The organism is Streptomyces sp. NBC_00510 (assembly GCA_036013505.1).
Taxonomy (GTDB): Bacteria; Actinomycetota; Actinomycetes; order Streptomycetales; family Streptomycetaceae; genus Actinacidiphila.
Window position 1 is genome coordinate 1,388,563 of sequence record CP107851.1, and the last position, 17,625, is coordinate 1,406,187.

Sequence of the window (17,625 nt, forward strand, 5' to 3'; positions counted from 1 at the left end):
TGAGGGCCTCTCATCTGGAAAAGGCCGGATCCGAGTGGGTGTTGACATGTGATCCAAGGTAAGGATTGGCTGCCGCCAGTCTCCTGGCGCGACCCGAACGTGAGGACCCATGCCCGTGATCTCCCATGCCCCGGACACCGGGATCTGGCTGCTGAGCACCCCGCGCACGTCGTACGCGCTGCGCATCGACGCCACCGGTGCCCCCTGCCACGTCGCCTGGGGCCCGCGGCTGACCCTGCAGGAGGCGGCCGAACTCGCCGTCCCGCCGGGACCGGACGCGAGCAGCTTCGAAGGCCGCCCGCCGGTGGGCGAGGAACTCCCCGTCGACGGCGGGGCCCGCTTCGGGGTACCGTCCCTCCAGGTCCGCCTCCCCGACGGGAGCCGGGGCTTCGAGTGGCAGCCGACAGGGCATGACGTGCGGGAACCCGCGCCCGGTGTGCACGAGTTGGCGCTGCGCTTCCGCGACCGCGTCCACCCGCTGGAGGTCACCCTCCACTACCGTCTCCACGACGACAGCGACGTCATCGAGCGGCGCACCGTCCTGCGCAACGCGGGCGAGCACGACCTCACGGTGCTCCGCGCCGACTCCGCCGCCTGGAGCCTGCCGCCGCTGCCCGACTACCGGCTCAGCCACGTCACCGGCCAGTGGTCCGCGGAGAGCCAACTGCGCCGGGACCGGCTGCCGTACGGCGAGACCGTGCTGACCAGCCGCCGCGGCGTCACCAGCCACCACGCCAACCCGTGGGTGATGGTCGACACGGGTGACGCCGGTGAGACCCACGGCCGGGTGTGGAGCGCCGCCCTGGCATGGAGCGGCAGTTGGCGGGTCACCGCGCAGCGCACCCCCGACGGGCGCGCCGGCTTCACGGGGGGTGCGGGACACGACGGTACGAGCGTGCCGCTGGCCGCGGGCGAGGAGTACACCACCCCCACCTTCGCGGGCCTGTACACCGGCGGGGGCTTCGGCGCGGCCAGTCGCGCCTGGCACGCGTACACCCTGGCCCACGTCCTGCCGCACCCGCGGGAGACGGCTCCGGTGCTCTACAACTCCTGGGAGGCCACCGGCTTCGACGTCGACGAGCCCGGCCAGACGGCGCTCGCCGCCCGGGCCGCGGCGCTCGGCGTGGAGCTGTACGTCGTCGACGACGGGTGGTTCGGGGCACGGCGCGACGACCGCGCGGGCCTCGGCGACTGGACCCCGGCCGCCGACCGCTTCCCCTTCGGGCTGGCCCCCCTCGCCGACGAGGTGCACCGGCTCGGGATGCGCTTCGGCCTGTGGGTGGAGCCGGAGATGGTCAATCCGGACAGCGACCTGTACCGCGAGCACCCCGACTGGGTGCTGCACGTCCCGCACCGGAACCGGACCGAGCTGCGCAACCAGCTGGTCCTCAACTTCGCGCGGCAGGACGTCGCCGACTGGGCGTACGACTGGCTCACCCGGCTCGTCGCGAAGAACGGCGTCGACTTCCTCAAATGGGACATGAACCGCGCCTTCAGCGAGGCCGGCTGGCCCGGCCGCGACGACGGCGCGGACCGGCTGTGGACGCGGTACGTGCACCACCTCTACGGGGTGATCGACCGGCTGCGCGCGGACCACCCGCGGCTGCGGATCGAGTCCTGCAGCGGCGGCGGGGGCCGGGTGGACCTCGGCATCCTCTCCCGCACCGACCAGGCGTGGCCCTCCGACAACACCGACGCCGCCGACCGAGTGGCGATCCAGCACGGCTACGGCCAGGTCTACCCCGCGCGCACCATGGCCGCCTGGGTGACCGACGTCCCGAACCAGCTGACGCACCGCACGGTGCCGCTGCGCTTCCGCTTCCACGTCGCGATGGCCGGGCTGCTCGGCATCGGCGGTGACCTCACCCGCTGGTCCGAGGAGGAACTGGCCGCCGGGGCGGAGCTGGTGGCCGAGTACAAGCGGGTCCGCCACCTCGTCCAGCACGGAGCGCTGCACCGGCTGCGCGGTCCCGGGGACGACGGTCCCACCGTCGTGCAGTACGCCGCGCACGACGGGAGCGAGGCGCTGGTGCTCGCCTGGCAGCGCGTCCAGCGGCACGGCAGCCCGCGGGGACCGGTGCGGCTGGGCGGCCTCACCGCCGGGGCCCGCTACCGCGACACGCGCACGGGGACCGTGCACCACGCGGCCGTGCTCGGCGGGTACGGGCTCGTGCTCGACCTGCCGCCGGGCGACTGGGCCAGTTCGGCGGTGCACCTGGTCCGCGTCGCGGAGCGGGACGGCGCATGACCGTCCCGCCGGGCCGTGCCGCGCCCCGCGCATGTGGGCAACTGCACAAACCCGCAGCTGCGGGAGCTTGTCCGGTGTGACGTGACAGCGTCAAGGTGAGCTCCGTCCGCCCGTCCCGAAGACCCGCCGGCCCTCTGCACGTTCCTCACCCGATCACCGAAGGGCGTTGCATGTCCCACCGCTTCAGACGAGCGCGTTTGACGGCGCTCGCCGCCCTGTTGTCCACGATCGCCGCGCCTTCCGTCGCGCACGCCGCGGATCCGGACGCCCCGGCGTCCCGGGCCGCGGCCCACACGGCCCCCGCGGCACACTCCCTCACCCTCGACGACGGCTCGGTGCTGCGCTGGTCCGACGACGGGTCAGGCACCCTGACCCGCAAGGACGGCACCACCCGGGCCTTCCCCGTGGCGGGCACGAACGGCCGCAGCGCGTTCGGCGGCTCCCTGACCCCGTCCGCCGAGATCCTCCAGCGCCGGGCCGACGCCGCCGCGCTCACGCCGTACAGCGTGGGCGGCGCCACCGGCGCCGGCTCCGCGGTGCGCCCCCGGACCATGAACTCCGGCGCCGTCCCGCTCCCGAAGGCGGTCCGCGAGGCCGTCGACGGCATCGGCGACCGGAGCGCGGCCCGCACCGCCGCCCCCTCCGCCGCCAAGGACCTGCCCACCAACGAGGGCCTGACCACGTCCTTCCAGTCCTATCTCAACGCGGGCGGCGTCAACGCGGTCGGTGCCTTCCGGGACACCGCGACGTACCTGCGCGCGCTGCCCGGTGAGGGCCAGGTCATCACCAACGTGTCGCTGGGCGACCTCACCGACCAGGGCATGGCCGACGCGGGCGACGAGTACGTGCGCCTCAACGGCCCCACCACGGTGCTCCGCGACGGCAAGCGCTACCTCGACTTCCCCTCCCTGCCGCTCATACCGACCTACACCAGCGACAACAAGGGCCGCCTCGACCCGGCCGGCGCCATCGAGGGCCAGGACCCCAACCTCGCCGAAGTGCTGCTCGACTTCTCGATGATGGCCCCGCTGCCGCACGACCGGCAGCGCCCGGAGGCCACCGGCAGCGGCGCCACCGACCTGCTGGGCATCGCGCCCGGGGCGCAGTACCGGCTCGTGATCCCCGAGGAGCCCTCGGCCACCGGCATCGCGGCCGCGCTGCGGGCAGCGGCCGCCCAGAAGCCCCGGCCGGACGTCATCACCGCGAGCCTCGGCTTCGGCACGGACGGCTCGATCGGCTTCCCCTCGCGGTGGCTGGAGGACGACCCGGAGATCAGGGACACCCTGCGCGCCATCGTGGACTCGGGGATCGTCGTGGTCGTGTCGTCCAACGACGGCACCCGCCTGGGCCTGCCCGTGTCGGTCGGCCCCGACGGCGGCAGCACCCCGACCGACGTGACGTCGAGCAGCCGCGCGCAGACGTCCATCGACGACGTCGCCCCCACCACCACCCCCACCCTGGTCCGTGACACCGGGGTGATCGCCGCCGGCGGCACCACCGTCGACGACACCCTGAGCTCGGACGACGTACGCACCGCCGTCTACCCGACCACCCGCTACAACGGCTCCGCCGGCTACTCCTCGGGGTTCGGCACCCGGATCGACCTGGCGGCGCCCGGCGACAACCTGCCCTCGCTGATCCACACACCGGACGGGCCGGGCGTGGTGCTCAACGGCGGCACCTCGGCCTCGGCCCCGATGATCGCCGCCGCGGCGGCCAACGTGCTGGCGGCCGCCGAGGCGACCGGGCAGAAGCTCAGCCCGCGTGAGGTCCGGAAGCTGCTGGTGGACACCGGCCGCCCGATCGCCCAGCCCCCGCAGGCCGACCGGGAACTGCGGATGGGCCCGCAGCTGGACGTGACCGCGGCGGTGGAGAAGGTGCTCGCCAAGCGCCATTCCCTCACCCCGGCCGCGGTGCGGCTGTCCGTCGCCGAGCGCCAGCTGCTGTCGGTGAGCCCGACCACCGCCTTCGTCGAGGCCACCGTTCCCTCCGCGATCGACCTGGCGGGCCCCGCCGACGCCTGGGGCAACCCGTCCGGGCAGAACGCGGTCTCACCCATCACCTTCGGTCTCGACCTCACCGGCGGGCACCGGAAGCTGACGTACCGTCTGCGCGTCGGCGAGCACGGCACGATCCCGTCCGCCGGCCCGAGCCTGCGGGTCCTGCCGCGTGAGCTGCTGGCCGCCGCCGGCCTGCCCCTCGCCTCCGGCGAAGCGCGCACCGTGCAGGTGACGTTCGAGGCGCTCGACGGGCACAAGGTGGTGGCCTCGACCGGTCAGCGGCTCACCTTCGGCGCGGCCGACGGCACCTATGTGCAGCCGAAGGCCCCGACCGCGCCCGGCTCGTCCCCGCTGGGCAAGTCCGTCACCGTGCACTACGACCTCACCGGCCTGCGGGACGCGACCGCCCCCGAGCTGGTGCTCTCCTCGGTCGGCCACTGGACGCCCTCCACCACCAGCGACAAGTGGCGTGCCCAGTGGCGCACCCCGCTCACCGGCACCAAGGGCACGGTGACCATCCCAGCCGCCGCCTTCGCGCCGGGTGGCGCCGGGCTCTACGGCATCGGCGTCACGCTCTACGACGGCCAGGTCTTCGGGGACTTCCGCGCGCTGCGCGTCGGACCCGGCGCCGACCAGCGGCCGCAGGCACCGCTGCTGGGGCAGGGGAAGTCCGCCACGGCGCACGCCGTCGAACTGACCCGGGCCAAGCCGCGGTTGACGGTCTCCTGGGACGCCTCCTCGGCTCCGCACGCCGACGGCGCGGCCATCGAGTTCCTCACCCCGGCACCCACCCTGTACGGGGCGCTCAACACCGCCACCAACCAGAACGGCAGCGGCCGCGACGACAACGGCGTCGACCACGCCTCCACCCTCTTCCGGGCCCTGCCGTCGGTGAAGGGCCGGACCGTGCTCGACCTCAAGGCCCTCGGCCTGCCGACCGGACTGCAGTACCCGGTCCGGGTCCTGGCCACGCGGGCGGGCAAGCCCGTCGGGCAGGCCTCGCCGACGTCGTTCGTGCAGTACCTCGACGGCGACACGGTCTCCGGCACCCTGGAGAACATCGAGGTCAGCGGGGGCACGGCGCTGCTCGCCACCGACGACTTCGCCGAGGGCGACGACGGCTGGATCCACCTGGAGGGCTCGGCCACCACCGCGTACTCGCTCTCCGAGGGAACCCTCGGCACCACGGTGTCCCGCGAGGCCGGCACCTCGATGATGCAGGAGGTCCTGGGGGCCGACGCCGGCACGGGACACACCCTGATCGGCCACCGGCCGTTCGACGGCGGTGTGCTCCCCGAGGTCGACCTGCGCGACACGAAGACCGGTGCGCGCGTGAAGCTCAGCGCCCTCGACCCGGGCACCGGCTCGACGTCGGTGTACTTCCAGGGCGGAGCCGTCGACCCGGCCCGGCACCGGGCGGCCGTGACGACCTTCGACGGGGTCTCGGGCGTGGCCTCGCTGTGGACCGTCGACATGGCCACCGGCAAGGTCTCCGCGCCGATCCCGCTCAACGCGGACAACCCGGGGCGGGCCTTCGGCAACGTCTCCGTCGACGCGTCCACCGGCACGTTCTTCGTGGCCACCACCGGCACCATGGGGCCCTGCCTGTCCGGGCGCGTCCCCTACTGGGCCGTGTCGGTCGACCCCGGCACCCGCGAGGTGTCGCCGCTGACCACCATGCCGGCCTGCACCGCCGGGCTCCTGCCCGACGGCAAGGGCGACCGGGTGTACGTCGCCGCGGGACCCGCCACCCCCAGCTACACCACGGGCGAGTTCCCGACCGGCACCTGGCGTTCGGCCGACCAGGAGTCCCTGGCCACCTCCGCACCGGCCGACCTGGGCACCCGGGGCGTCATGTGGCCGGTGCTCGACACCCGGCACCACGTCGCCCTCGTCGCCCACCTGTACGAGGAGGCCACCACCGGCGACAACAACGCCCTCAGCGAGATCACCGTCCTCGACCCCGACACCGGGAAGGTGCTCGCCCGGCACCCCGTCGCCAACCTCGTCAACTCCACGCTGAGCACGTCCAACTTCGACTTCACCAGCCGGCGCGGCCTGTTCCTCGACCCCGCCACGCGTACCGTCTTCCTGGTGAACCCCTGGGCCAACGGCCTCCAGCGGTTCACCTACTGACCGGACACCCACGGGGCCGGGTCCGCCACGACCGGTGGCGGACCCGGCCCCGTGGTCGTCCGACGACGCCTGTGCTAGGTTGATCGCGTTGCAGTTTTGGTACCCATGAACTTTACGTGCACCTGCCGGGATGTGACCGACAGGTGCATTTTTTGTTTTCCGGTTGTCCCGGAGGGGTCATTGCGGCGACGGAGGTCCGCAAAGTGCGGGCTTCATGTACTGCTCCCGAAGGAGATTCCCATGGCGACCGGCACCGTGAAGTGGTTCAACTCGGAAAAGGGCTTCGGCTTCATCGAGCAGGACGGCGGCGGCGCCGACGTCTTCGCTCACTACTCCAACATCGCCACCCAGGGCTTCCGTGAGCTCCAGGAGGGCCAGAAGGTGAGCTTCGACGTCACGCAGGGCCAGAAGGGCCCGCAGGCCGAGAACATCCTCCCCATCTGACCCACAGGGGATGTAAGGGGCCGGCACCTCACGGGGTGCCGGCCCTTCCTCTTTCGGGGCGGTGCGGGCACGTCGGGTCTACGGGGCGAGCGCCGCGGTGACGGCGACCAGGTACCGGTCCACCGGGCCCGCGGTGAGCAGACCGCTGCCCGCGCCCGCGAGTTCCCCGGCGGCGGGCAGCAGGCGGGCGTGGAGCACCTCCAGGGCGTCGCGGTCGCCGAGCTCGACGGCGAGCACGGACTGCACGCAGCACAGGGCCTCGTACATGAGGTCGGGGGGTGGCTCGGGCAGGGCCCGCAGTGCCGTCAGGGCCTCGGCGCGGCGGCCGGTGTGCAGCAGGACGAAGGGCTCGGCCCACGGCCGGTACGGCCCCCACTCCGCCGCGGGGTCGACACGCTCGGCGATCCGCGCCGCCGGGACGCTGCCGTCGGCCAGGTCGAGGCAGAGCAGCGCGAGCGGCAGCAGACCACGTTCGACACCCGGCATCCCGGCGCCCTCCAGTCGTGCGGCGGCGGCCCGGTAGGCGGCCCCGGCCCGCGGCCCGCCCCCGGAGGCGGCCGTCCGCAGGGCCCGGTACCACTGCGTGAACACCCCCGCCAGGGGCAGTTCGTGGCGTTCGGCCAGGACGTCGACCGCGGCGGCGTGCACATCGGCCGCGGGGAGGTCCGCGAGCGCGCTGCGGGCCTGGACGCGGATCAGGTGACCGAGCACCTCGTACGTCGTCAGCCCGTGCCGCCGGGCCAGCGCCACCAGTTCGGCGCCGATCGCGTCCCGCCGCGGCGCGAGGCCCGCCCGGGCGCAGGTCTGCATGAACACCCCGTTGAGCGCGAAGGCGAGGAGCGCCGGGTCGTCGAGCCGGCGGGCCGTCTCCTCGGCCTGCCGGGCCGCCAGCGGTCCACGGGCGGAGCGGATGCCGCGCGTCTCCACCGCGATCGTGGCCAGCAGGCGGCAGCGTGCGGTCTCGTGCGCGGCGTCGGCGGGCAGGGCGGCCAGGGTGCGCTCGGCGGCGGCGACGATACGGCGGGCCTGCTCCGGGTCGTCGCTGCGGGTCCAGATCGCGGGGACGTCGTAGGCACCGATCACCCGGGCGGTCAGCTCCGGGTCGCCGGACTCCTCCGCCGCGGCGACGGCCGCCAGGCGGTGCTCCCGGGTGGCCTCCAGGCCGCCGCCCCCGGTCAGCGCGAGATTACGGAGGAGGCCGACCGTCGACTCCAGCCGTGCGCGGGCCCCGGCGGTGACCGTGCGGTCGTACGCCTCGGCCGCCCGGGCCCACACCCGGGCGGCCGCGTCGCCCGGGCCGGCGGGCGCGGGCGCCGGCGGGTCCAGGCGCGGGTCCTGGGCGAGCATGTCCGCCTCCAGGCGGCGCAGCGCCGCTCCCGGGTCGAGCCCCAGTCCGCGGGCCAGCATCGCACGGGCCCGGCGCAGCACGGCGAGCGCGTCCCCCTGACGGCCCGACCGGTACAGCGCGAGCGCCAGCAGCCGCCAGGCGTCCTCCCGCCACGGATGCGCGATCAGGTGCGCGTCCAGGTCGGGCACCGCCTCGGCGGCCAGGCCGAGCTCCAGCCGGGCCTCGGCCCGCCGTTCCACCGCCCGCAGCCGCAGTTCGGCGAGGCGGGAGCGCTCGCCGCGGGCCCACTCCCGGTCGGCGTACTCGCCGTACGAGGGACCGCGCCACAGTTCCAGCGCCTCCTCGAGCCGCGTCAGCGCCGCTGCGGGCGGCAGTGCCGCGGCGGCGTCGACGGCGGCCTCGAACCGCCAGGCGTCCACGGCGTCCGGGTCCGCCCGCAGCGCGTACCCGGTGCCTGCGGTGACCAGCAGCCGGGCGGGCGCGCGGGGCGGCCGCTCCGGTTCCAGCTCGCGGCGCAGCGCCCCGACGAAGGTCTGCACGGCCCCGACGGCGCCGGCCGGGGGTTCGTCCCACAGGTCCGCCACCAGACGGGTCACCGGTACGACGCGACGGCGCGCCACCACCAGCCGCGCCAGCACCTCCCGGTGCCGGGGACCCTTGAGCGCCAGTGCGCGACCGTCACCGTCCCAGGCGACGACCGGCCCGAGCACACCGAAAGCGACCCGCACCCTGCCCACCTCTCCGGCCGTCCTCCCCGCTGCCACGGTACGCGCTGACCGGATGCTGATTCGCGGGCGGGAGGCTCGGGGCGTCCGCCGCCGGCGGGCACGTCACTCCCCCGCCACCGAACGAGAGCAGCGCACCATGACACCGGTCGTCCCCGGTTTCGCCTACCACCGCGTCCCCGTCGCCGACGGCGTCGCCCTCAACGTCGCCGTCGGCGGCTCGGGCAGCCCCGTCGTACTCCTGCACGGCTTCCCGCAGACCCACCTCATGTGGCGACACGTCGCCGCCGACCTGGCCGCCGACCACACCGTGATCTGCCCCGACCTGCGTGGTTACGGTGCCAGCGACAAGCCGGCCCCCGCGGGACCCATCACGTACGCCAAGCGCACCATGGCCGCGGACGTCGTCGCGCTGGCCCGCGCGCTCGGTCACGACCGTTTCGCGCTCGCCGGCCACGACCGCGGCGCCCTGGTCGCCTTCCGCGCCGGGCTCGACCATCCCGACGCGGTCAGCCGGCTGGCCGTACTCGACGTGCTGCCGACCCTGGACATGTGGGACGTCCTGCACGGCGCCGACGCGGCCGTGGGCTTCCACCTATACCTGATGGCCCAGCCCCCGGGCCTGCCCGAGCAGATGATCGCCGCCGCCCCGGACGCCTTCTTCGGGCACTTCCTCGACGCGTGGAACCGTTCCCCGGAGACCTTCCCGCCCGCCGTGCGCACCGCCTACCTCGACGCGTGCCGCGCGGCCGTCCCCTCGATCGTGGCCGACTACCGCGCCTCGGCGACCGTCGACGCCGACCACGACCGCGCCGACCGGGCCGCGGGCCGGCGGCTCCGGATGCCGGTCGCGGTCCTCCAGCAGGATTGGGGCGCCGCCCTCGGCTACGACGCCCGCGCCCTCTGGCAGGCCTGGGCCCCCGACCTGACGCACACCACCGTCGGTTGCGGCCACTTCATGGCGGAGGAGGACCCGGGACTCGTCGCGTCGGCCCTGCGCGCACTCGTCGCCTCCTGAACTCCCGCAACCGGCCGCGGCCCGGGGCGGGAAGAACTTCGGAAGCGAGTTACGTTACAGATATCAGTGGTAACGAATCTCGCGAACCCGTGAGGAGCACCAGATGATCGTCACCCCCGCCCCCGGGACCTGCTCGCCGCCGCACACCGCGACCGCCGAGCACTGGTTCGACTTCATCTGCCCCTACTGCTACGTGGCCCAGGACCGCACCCGGATCCTCCGTGAGCACGGCATCCGCGTGGTCGGGCACGCGCTGCGGATCCGCCCCTGGACGGGGCCCGGCGGCAGCCCCCTCGGCCGGCGCGCGGACCCCGCGTACGCGCTCCTCGCCCGCGAGGCCGAGGCGGCGGGCCTGCCGCTGCACCGGACGGACCGCGTCACCCACTCGCGCCCCGCACTGGAGGCCCACGCATGGCTCGCCGCGGGCGACCCGGAGGCCGCCGGCCGTTTCGCCACCGCGGTGTTCGCTGCCAACTTCGCCGACGGCCTCGACATCGGGTCCCGGGCGTTGCTGGTCTCCCTCGCCGAGGAGGCCGGGGGCGACGCGTCCGGGCTGCGCGCCGCCTGGGGTTCCGCGGCGATGACCGACGCGCTGGCCGCGTCGGAGTTGCTCGCCTGGCGGTACGGCGTCCACGCCACACCCACCTGGGTCTCCGGGCGCCACGGGATCGCCGGACTCCAGCCCCCGCAGCGGTTCCGCGACTGGGCCGCGGCGCTCGCCGGCTGAGGAGCGGCCGACGACGCGGCCTAGCCCAGCAGCGCCTCCATGTGGGCCGCGGCCTCACGGGCGGCCTCGTCGGGGGTACGGCCCTGCTCACGGGCGAACAGGTAGGCGGCGTACCAGTCCCACCAGTGGTGCTCCGGGGCGGTCGCCTCGTACGCGCCGTGGCGCTCCTCGGTCTCGTGCAGGAGCCCGGCCAGGGTCGGGACGTCCATGGCGGCACCTCCTCGGTCGTGCGGCCCGGAATCCCACCGTCCGCGAGGACGGTGGGATTCCGCAACCCGGGCGCGGTCAGCGCATCGAGCGGAAGCCCGTGCGGACCTCGTTCACGAACGGCTCCGGCTGCTCCCAGGCGGCGAAGTGACCGCCCTTGGGGAGCCGGTCGTAGTGGACGAGGTTCGGGTAGGCCTGCTCCGCCCAGCTCCTGGGGGCCTGGTAGAGCTCGTCGGGGAAGACGCTGACGGCGACGGGGAACTTGACGCCCTTCGCGCCGAAGAACGGTTTCGCCGGGCGCGCCCACCGCGAGCTTTGCCGGTAGACGGCCGGACCGCCCGATGTCCGTGCCGTCCGGGTGTCAGTCGCGGTCCGTCAGGCGGCGCAGCAGACGGCCCGCCTCGAGGACCTTGCGCACGTCCTCCGGCGGCAGGGTGCCCAGGCGCACGGCGAGCGCCTCGGCCTCGCCGCGGGCCATCCGCACGAGCTCCCGCCGGCCCGGCGCGGTCATGACCACCCGTGTGGCACGGCCGTCGGCCGGGTCGGGTTCGCGGCGGACCAGCCCGGCCGCCTCCAGTTGCGTCACCGCGGCGGTGATCGTGGGCTGGGTGCAGGCGGCCCGCTCGGCGAGGACGCCGACGCGCAAGGGACCGTACTGGTTCAGCAGGGCGAGGACGATGAGCGGTGTCGGCTGGACCCTCGGCTCGGGGCGGGCGCGGCGCAGCAGCCGCACCAGGCGGTGCAGGGACACCACGAAGTCCAGGGCGTCTTCCTCACCGACCGCCGCCATCGTCGGCCCCCTCGTGTGGTCTCCGTCGGGTCAGGGGATCCCGATCGTGGGCGAGTACAGGTCCATCCACAGCGCCAGGTCGAGGGCGCGTTCCAGGCCGTGCCGGGCGGCGTGCGTGCTGACCGGGGTGTCGGTCCTGACCGCGTCCTCCAGCCAGGTCCGGCTGACCAGGTCGAACACCGGGTGCGTGGGCTTGGCCAGCAGGTCCTTGGCGTTCTCCTGGAGCGCGACGAAGTACCTGGGGTCTTGGGTGGAGGGGTACGGGCTCTTCACCCGGTCGTAGACAGAGCGGGGCAGCACGTCCGCGGTGGCCTCGCGCAGCAGGCTCTTCTCCCTGCCGTCGAAGGACTTCAGCGACCAGGGCGCGTTGTAGACGTACTGGACCAGGCGGTGGTCGCAGAACGGGACCCTGACCTCCAGCCCGTTGGCCATGCTCGCCCGGTCCTTGCGGTCGAGGAGGATGCGCACGAAGCGGGTGAGGTGGAGGTGGCTGATGACCCGCATCCGGTACTCGAAGTCGCTCTCGCCGTCGAGGCGCTCGACGCCGGCGACCGCGTGGCGGTAGCCGTCGTGGACGTAACCCTCCAGGTCCAGGGACTTGGCCACCTGGTCGGTGAGGATGTTGCCGTCGTCGCCGAACTCCGTCGTGAACCGCACCAGCCAGGGGAAGGTGTCGGCCCTGCGGGCCTCCTCGTCGAAGAACTGGCGGTAGCCGCCGAAGACCTCGTCGGCCGACTCTCCGGAAAGCGCGACGGTCGAGTGCTGCCGGATGGCCTTGAACAGCAGGTAGAGGGAGGAGTCCATGTCGCCGAGCCCGGCCGGGATGTCACGGGCGCGGATCACCCGGGCCCGCACGTCCGGATCGGCGAGCTGGTCGGAGTCGAGGACGATGTCCTGGTGCTCGGTCCCGCAGAGTTCGGCGACGTCGTGGACGAACGGGGTGTCGGGCGTCCCGCGCAGGCTGTCGGGGACGAAGTGCTCGGTCTGGCCGACGAAGTCGACCGCGAAGCTGCGCACCTTCTCGCCCTGGTCGGCGAGTTGCCGCGCCGCGATCGCCGTCATCGCCGAGGAGTCCAGACCGCCGGAGAGCAGGGTGCAGCGCGGCACGTCGGAGACGAGCTGGCGCCGCACGATGTCCTCGAGCAGCTCGCGCACGCGCGCGATCGAGGTCTCCTTGTCGTCGGTGTGCGGCTCGGTCCGCAGCGACCAGTAGACGTGGGTGCGGATGCCGCCCCGTCCGACGGTGACGACGGTGCCGGGCTCGACCTCGCGCATGCCGTCCCAGATCGCGTGACCGGGTGTCTTGACGAAGGCGAAGAGCTCCCGCAGCCCGTCCAGGGTGACGCGGCGGGGGACGAGCGGGTTGGCCAGGATCGCCTTGGGCTCGGACCCGAACAGCACGCCGTCGTCGGTCGGGTAGTAGTAGAACGGCTTGATCCCCATCCGGTCGCGGATCATGACGAGCTTCTGCTCGCGGCTGTCCCAGATGGCGAAGGCGTACATGCCGTTGAGCCGTTCCGCGACGCCCTCCCCCCACTCCAGGTAGCCGCGCAGCACCACTTCGGTGTCGGAGGTGGTGGTGAAGCGGTGGCCGCGCACGGTCAGTTCCCTGCGCAGTTCGGTGAAGTTGTAGGCCTCACCCGAGTACACCATCGCCACCGCGCCGCCCTCGGGTGCCTCGGCGCTCATCGGCTGCCGGCCGCCCGGCAGGTCGATGATCGCGAGCCTGCGGTGTCCGAGCGCGGCGGGTCCGTCGACCCACGTGCCGCGGTCGTCAGGCCCACGGCAGGCCATCGTCTCGGTCATCGCGTCGACCGTTTCCCGCTCGTTCCCCAGGTCCCTGCGGAACGAGATCCATCCGGCGATTCCGCACATGCGTATGCCTCCGGGCTATCGCTGTGCCCGTCCGTCGTTCGCGACGTCACGGATCGGGTTGGCCCTGGCCGGCTCCGCGGCGCGGTTGTCACTCTCGGTGATATGTATCGGGCACCTATCAATCGAGTGTCCGTCGGCTCCGGTCGACCGTCAAACGCCCGCGCCGACGCCGTGCTCCACGAGGGGCCCAACCGTCAGACCGGCGTCCCGGCATGCCGTGACCAGGGCGGGAAGCGCCGCGAGGGTGGCGCGCCAGGAACCCGGGGCGGAGGCGTGGTCGCTGTCGTGGAGCAGGACGGTGGCGCCCGCGCGCAGATCGGGCCGGAGGGTCGCCAGTACGGACTCCCCGGTGGCGCCGGTCGTCCAGTCGCGGCCCCAGGCGCTCCACAGGACCGGGGTCAGGCCGGTGCACGCGGCCGCCGCCCAGCGTCCTCCGGTGAGGATGCCGTACGGAGGGCGGTACCAGACCGGCGCGGCGCCGCAGGCGTCGCGGACCGCCCGGACGGCGCGGGCCAGGTCGGCCCGGTCGCGCGCGGGACCGGGCAGCCACGGGCGGTCGTGGGTCCAGCCGTGGACGGCGATCTCGTGGCCGCGCCGGACGGCCTCGCGCACGATCCGGGGGTGGCCGCCCACCCGCGCGCCCAGGACGAAGAAGGTGGCCCGGACCGAGAGTTCGTCGAGGGCGTCCAGGAAGCGCGGGGTGGAGACCGGATCGGGCCCGTCGTCGAAGGTGAGGGCCACGTGGTCGGGGCGTCCGAGGCCGGCCAGGGCGGGGAAGGCCCGGCGGCGCAGCCCGGGCAGCCAGGTGGCGGCCGGGACGATGTGGCCGGCCGCCAGGACGCCCCCCGCCAGCGCCGCCCGCCGGACGTCGCCGCCGCGCCTCATCCCGGCCCCCCGTGGACGGTACGGTGACGGTTCTCCGGGGCGCCCGGACGCTTCCCGCGCGGCACGTCCCAGCCGCCGGCCACGGCGGGCGAGCGCGACAGGCCGACGGCTCCGGCGGCCATCAAGGCGACGCCGGCCGCCTCGGGCACGACGTGCGCACCGAGCGCGATCCGTTCCCCGAAGAGGACCCAGCCCAGCGCCACGCTGACCACCGCGTCCCCGATGGTGAGCGCCGGCTGGGACGCCGCGAGGCTGCCGGCCCGCAGGGTGACCTGGAGCAGCAGCAGGCTGAGCAGGCCGACCGCGCCCACCGCGTACAGCTGCCAGGAGGTGAACACCCGCGGCAGGCCCTCGGGGATGCGACCCGTGACGTCCTTGATCAGCGCCGCCGTGCAGGCGAAGCAGGCGGCCGTGGCGCACCCCAGGACGCAGGCCCGCGCACCGCCGCTCAGCGCCCGCCCGACGAGCCACAGGACGAGCACCAGCAGCGCCAGCGGCACACCGGCCCGCGGCCAGGTGCCCGGCAGGGCCTGCGCCTGCCCGCCGGACGGCGTCGCGGCACCGAGGAACAGGGCCAGTCCCCCGGCCAGCGCCAGGAACCACACCCAGGTCCCGGCGTCGGGCCGCCGGGAGAACGCCAGGCTCCCCGCCATCAGGGTGAACAACAACTCGGTGGCCATGAGCGGCTGCACCACCGACAGTTGCCCCACCGCCAGGGCACTTGCCTGCAGGACCCCGGAGACCGCGAGCGCCGCCATCCCGGTTGCCCAGAACGGGCGCCGGACCAGTCGCAGCAGGTGCCGCAGCCGCCCGCGCAGACCGTGCCCCGCGCCCTCTTCCTCCTCCTGCTGCAGGGCGGCGCGCCGCTGCAAAGCGGAGGCCGCGCCGTTGGCGAGGGCCGCCAGCAGTGCCAGCACGACGGTCAGGACGGGCACCGCGTCATCCGTACTTGCCCGCGAGACGCCGGTAGACCCAGGGCAGGACGCCGCGCACGGCGACCGGGATCCGCAGCCAGCGGGGGACGTACACCTCGTCCCGTCCCTTGCGGACCGCGTCGGTCACCACCCGGGCGACCCGCTCGGCGGGCATCGGGCGGGGCCGGGAACGGGTGTACGCCACGCCCCGCGTCGCGAAGAACGGCGTGTCGACGACGCCCGGGATGACATGGGTGATGCGCACCCCGCTGCCGGCCAGCTCGTAGCGGAGCGAGTCGGCGAAGGCGCCGAGCGCCGCCTTGGCCGCGGAGTACACGGCCTCGTCGCGGACACCGACGCTGCCCGCGAAGGAGCCGATCAGCACGATGTGGCCGCTGCGCCGGGCCAGCATGCCCGGGAGCACCCGGCGGACCAGCTCCATCGCCGCGACGACGTCCACCATGAAGATCCGCTCGATGACCGCCTGCGGCATCGAGGCGAAGGGACCGGCCCAGCCGATGCCCGCCCCGGCCACCAGCAGGTCGACCCGGCCGCCCGTCACGCGCGCGGCGTCGCGCACCAGCCGCCCGGTTCCCCCGGGGTCCTCCAGGTCGGCGGGGAGCGCGGTCCCGGAGGTCCGCTCCGCGACCGCCCGCAGACGCCGGTGGTCGCGGCCGCTGACCAGCAACCGCCATCCCTCGGCGGCGAGGCGGTCGGCGACCGCGGCGCCGATGCCCGAGGACGCCCCGGTCACCAGCGCGACCGGGGCCGGTCCGCCGGCCGGGTCCGCCGGGCCGCGCACGGGCTTGCCGCGTACCGCCTTGCCGCCGGAGACCGCTTGGGGAGGGTGAGAGGTCATGGCATCGCTTTCTGTCCCTGCCGCTGCTTTCCGTCCCTGCCGCTGCAGCTGCCGCCCGGGACGGCCGGTGCGGCTCCCCCCGGGGCGCGTCCCCCTCCGGTCTCAGTAAACCGCCCGATCGCCGGACCGGCTCTGTGGGCGACCCGGCCGGGAGGCAGGGGGCGGGGGTCGCCCCATGATGCGGGGCGGTTCGTTTCAAGACGGGGCAAATCGGTTAGACCCGAGTAGTCCGCAACTGGTGTACGAGGTGATCACGTGCCGGATGTGCCCGCAGCAGCGCCGCCCGTTCCCTCCCGGCGGGACGTGGTGTCGCGGTGACGCACACCGGGCGGGCGGGCCGTGCGCCCCGGCGTTTCCTCGTGCTCAGCGCCGCCATGGGCGCCGGTCACGACGCCGTCGCCGACGAGCTCGTCGCACGGCTCACCGCCCGCGGCGCGCAGGCCCGCAGGGCCGACGTGCTGGAACTCCTCCCCGCGCACGCCGGCGCGGCGCTGCGCGCCTTCTACCGCGCCACGGTCCTGCACCTCCCGCTGCTCTACGCGGGCATCTATGCGACGTTCCTGCGCCCCGGCGGGTCACGCCGCACGCCCGGCCCGGCCGGGCTGGCCGGACTCGCCGAGCGCGGGCTCGCCGAACTCGTCCGGCGCGAGCGGCCCGGGCTGGTCGTCCCGGTGTTCCACCTTGCGGCGCAGCTCACCGGCGGGATGCGGGCCCGCGGAACGCTTGCGGTGCCCAGCGCGGTGGTGGTCACGGACTTCGACGTGCACAGCCAGTGGCTCCACCCCGGCAACGACCTGTACTGCTGCCTCACCGAAAGCGCCGCCCGCCGGGTGCGGGAGGCCACCGACCGCCCGGCCTCCGCGACCGGTCCCCTGGTCGCGTCCCGCTTCCTGGCGCCCGCCCCGGACGCCGGGCCCTGGCACCGGGTGTTCCGTTCCCGGGCGCCGGACCGGCCGGTCGTCCTGCTCTCCGCGGGTGCCTGGGGCGCCGGCACGCACCTGGCGGACACGGCCGCCCTGCTCGCGCGGGCCGGTTTCCTGCCGGTGGCGCTGTGCGGCGAGAACCGGCGGCTGCGGGCCCGGCTCTCCCGCGTCCCCGGGACGCTCGCGCTGGGCTGGGAACGGGACATGCCCGCGCTGATGAGCGCGGCGGACGCGCTGGTGGACAACGCCGCGGGGCAGACCGCGCTCGAAGCACTGGCCATGGGACTGCCCGTCGTCGGCTACCGCCCCATCCCGGGCCACGGCAAGGCCGGGGCGCACCAGATGGCGGCGCTCGGTCTGACCCGCTTCGCCACCGATCCGTGGACGCTGATCGACGTCCTGGACGGCCTCACCCGTCCGCGCCGCCCGCGCCGCACCCCCTCCCCGGCCGCCGCCGCGCTCTTCGCCCCGGACACCGCGGCGCACCTGATGGAGCGTTGCGAACCGGCCCCGGTCGCGGTCTGAC

Annotated in this window: 13 protein-coding genes and 1 pseudogene; 6 read left to right on the plus strand and 8 right to left on the minus strand. The window is 74.5% G+C overall.

Annotation, left to right across the window (positions count from 1 at the left end; translation table 11 throughout):
- The first annotated feature begins 109 nt into the window (after positions 1-109).
- The 3 genes from OG937_06170 to OG937_06180 all read left to right on the plus strand — a co-directional run bounded on the left by OG937_06170 (position 110) and on the right by OG937_06180 (position 6,828).
- Positions 110-2,248, plus strand: a complete 2,139-nt coding sequence (locus OG937_06170; protein WUD71304.1) for an alpha-galactosidase — start codon at positions 110-112, stop codon at positions 2,246-2,248.
- Positions 2,249-2,418: 170 nt separating this feature from the next.
- Positions 2,419-6,384, plus strand: a complete 3,966-nt coding sequence (locus OG937_06175; protein WUD71305.1) for a S8 family serine peptidase — start codon at positions 2,419-2,421, stop codon at positions 6,382-6,384.
- A 240-nt stretch (positions 6,385-6,624) separates the two neighbouring features.
- Entirely contained in the window at positions 6,625-6,828 is a 204-nt protein-coding gene (locus OG937_06180) for a cold-shock protein (protein ID WUD71306.1), read from the plus strand.
- A 78-nt stretch (positions 6,829-6,906) separates the two neighbouring features.
- Here the strand turns inward: OG937_06180 and OG937_06185 are convergent, their stop codons facing one another.
- A complete protein-coding gene (locus tag OG937_06185) occupies positions 6,907-8,904 on the minus strand; it encodes a winged helix-turn-helix domain-containing protein (protein ID WUD71307.1) in 1,998 nt (665 codons plus the stop codon).
- 136 nt (positions 8,905-9,040) lie between these two features.
- Between OG937_06185 and OG937_06190 the strand changes: the two genes are divergently transcribed.
- Together OG937_06190 and OG937_06195 are read left to right on the plus strand one after the other, a co-directional pair.
- Complete coding sequence (locus tag OG937_06190; protein ID WUD71308.1) at positions 9,041-9,919, plus strand: alpha/beta hydrolase; 879 nt, start codon at positions 9,041-9,043, stop codon at positions 9,917-9,919.
- A gap of 103 nt (positions 9,920-10,022) precedes the next feature.
- Positions 10,023-10,646: a DsbA family protein gene (locus OG937_06195; GenBank protein ID WUD71309.1), complete on the plus strand. Its 624-nt coding sequence runs from the start codon at positions 10,023-10,025 to the stop codon at positions 10,644-10,646.
- A 20-nt stretch (positions 10,647-10,666) separates the two neighbouring features.
- Here the strand turns inward: OG937_06195 and OG937_06200 are convergent, their stop codons facing one another.
- The 7 genes and pseudogenes from OG937_06200 to OG937_06230 form a co-directional block, all read right to left on the minus strand.
- Positions 10,667-10,855, minus strand: a complete 189-nt coding sequence (locus OG937_06200) for a bleomycin resistance protein (GenBank protein ID WUD71310.1) — start codon at positions 10,853-10,855, stop codon at positions 10,667-10,669.
- A gap of 76 nt (positions 10,856-10,931) precedes the next feature.
- Positions 10,932-11,111, minus strand: a pseudogene (locus OG937_06205) (epoxide hydrolase).
- Positions 11,112-11,214: 103 nt separating this feature from the next.
- Positions 11,215-11,643 carry a MarR family winged helix-turn-helix transcriptional regulator gene (locus OG937_06210; protein ID WUD71311.1) on the minus strand — a complete coding sequence of 143 codons (429 nt, stop codon included), beginning with the start codon at positions 11,641-11,643 and terminating at the stop codon, positions 11,215-11,217.
- 30 nt (positions 11,644-11,673) lie between these two features.
- A complete protein-coding gene (asnB, locus tag OG937_06215) occupies positions 11,674-13,518 on the minus strand; it encodes an asparagine synthase (glutamine-hydrolyzing) (protein WUD71312.1) in 1,845 nt (614 codons plus the stop codon).
- A 150-nt stretch (positions 13,519-13,668) separates the two neighbouring features.
- Positions 13,669-14,403 carry a polysaccharide deacetylase family protein gene (locus tag OG937_06220; protein WUD71313.1) on the minus strand — a complete coding sequence of 245 codons (735 nt, stop codon included), beginning with the start codon at positions 14,401-14,403 and terminating at the stop codon, positions 13,669-13,671.
- A complete protein-coding gene (locus tag OG937_06225; protein WUD71314.1) occupies positions 14,400-15,338 on the minus strand; it encodes a DMT family transporter in 939 nt (312 codons plus the stop codon). The genes OG937_06220 and OG937_06225 overlap by 4 nt, the downstream gene beginning before the upstream one ends.
- 4 nt (positions 15,339-15,342) lie before the next feature.
- Positions 15,343-16,176 (minus strand): SDR family NAD(P)-dependent oxidoreductase, encoded by an 834-nt coding sequence (locus OG937_06230; GenBank protein WUD71315.1) that lies wholly within the window; start codon positions 16,174-16,176, stop codon positions 15,343-15,345.
- 314 nt (positions 16,177-16,490) lie between these two features.
- Here OG937_06230 and OG937_06235 point away from each other — a divergent pair, with 314 nt between their 5' ends.
- Positions 16,491-17,624 (plus strand): galactosyldiacylglycerol synthase, encoded by a 1,134-nt coding sequence (locus OG937_06235; protein ID WUD71316.1) that lies wholly within the window; start codon positions 16,491-16,493, stop codon positions 17,622-17,624.
- The last annotated feature ends 1 nt before the right edge of the window (position 17,625 follow it).

Bases quoted from the DNA above. Each gene is read 5' to 3' on its own strand.
- OG937_06190 (WUD71308.1), top strand. From the start codon at position 9,041: ATGACACCGGTCGTCCCCGGTTTCGCCTACCACCGCGTCCCCGTCGCC.
- OG937_06210 (WUD71311.1), bottom strand. From the start codon at position 11,643: ATGGCGGCGGTCGGTGAGGAAGACGCCCTGGACTTCGTGGTGTCCCTG.
- OG937_06170 (WUD71304.1), top strand. From the start codon at position 110: ATGCCCGTGATCTCCCATGCCCCGGACACCGGGATCTGGCTGCTGAGC.
- OG937_06195 (WUD71309.1), top strand. From the start codon at position 10,023: ATGATCGTCACCCCCGCCCCCGGGACCTGCTCGCCGCCGCACACCGCG.
- OG937_06175 (WUD71305.1), top strand. From the start codon at position 2,419: ATGTCCCACCGCTTCAGACGAGCGCGTTTGACGGCGCTCGCCGCCCTG.
- asnB (WUD71312.1), bottom strand. From the start codon at position 13,518: ATGTGCGGAATCGCCGGATGGATCTCGTTCCGCAGGGACCTGGGGAAC.
- OG937_06230 (WUD71315.1), bottom strand. From the start codon at position 16,176: ATGACCTCTCACCCTCCCCAAGCGGTCTCCGGCGGCAAGGCGGTACGC.
- OG937_06220 (WUD71313.1), bottom strand. From the start codon at position 14,403: ATGAGGCGCGGCGGCGACGTCCGGCGGGCGGCGCTGGCGGGGGGCGTC.
- OG937_06180 (WUD71306.1), top strand. From the start codon at position 6,625: ATGGCGACCGGCACCGTGAAGTGGTTCAACTCGGAAAAGGGCTTCGGC.
- OG937_06200 (WUD71310.1), bottom strand. From the start codon at position 10,855: ATGGACGTCCCGACCCTGGCCGGGCTCCTGCACGAGACCGAGGAGCGC.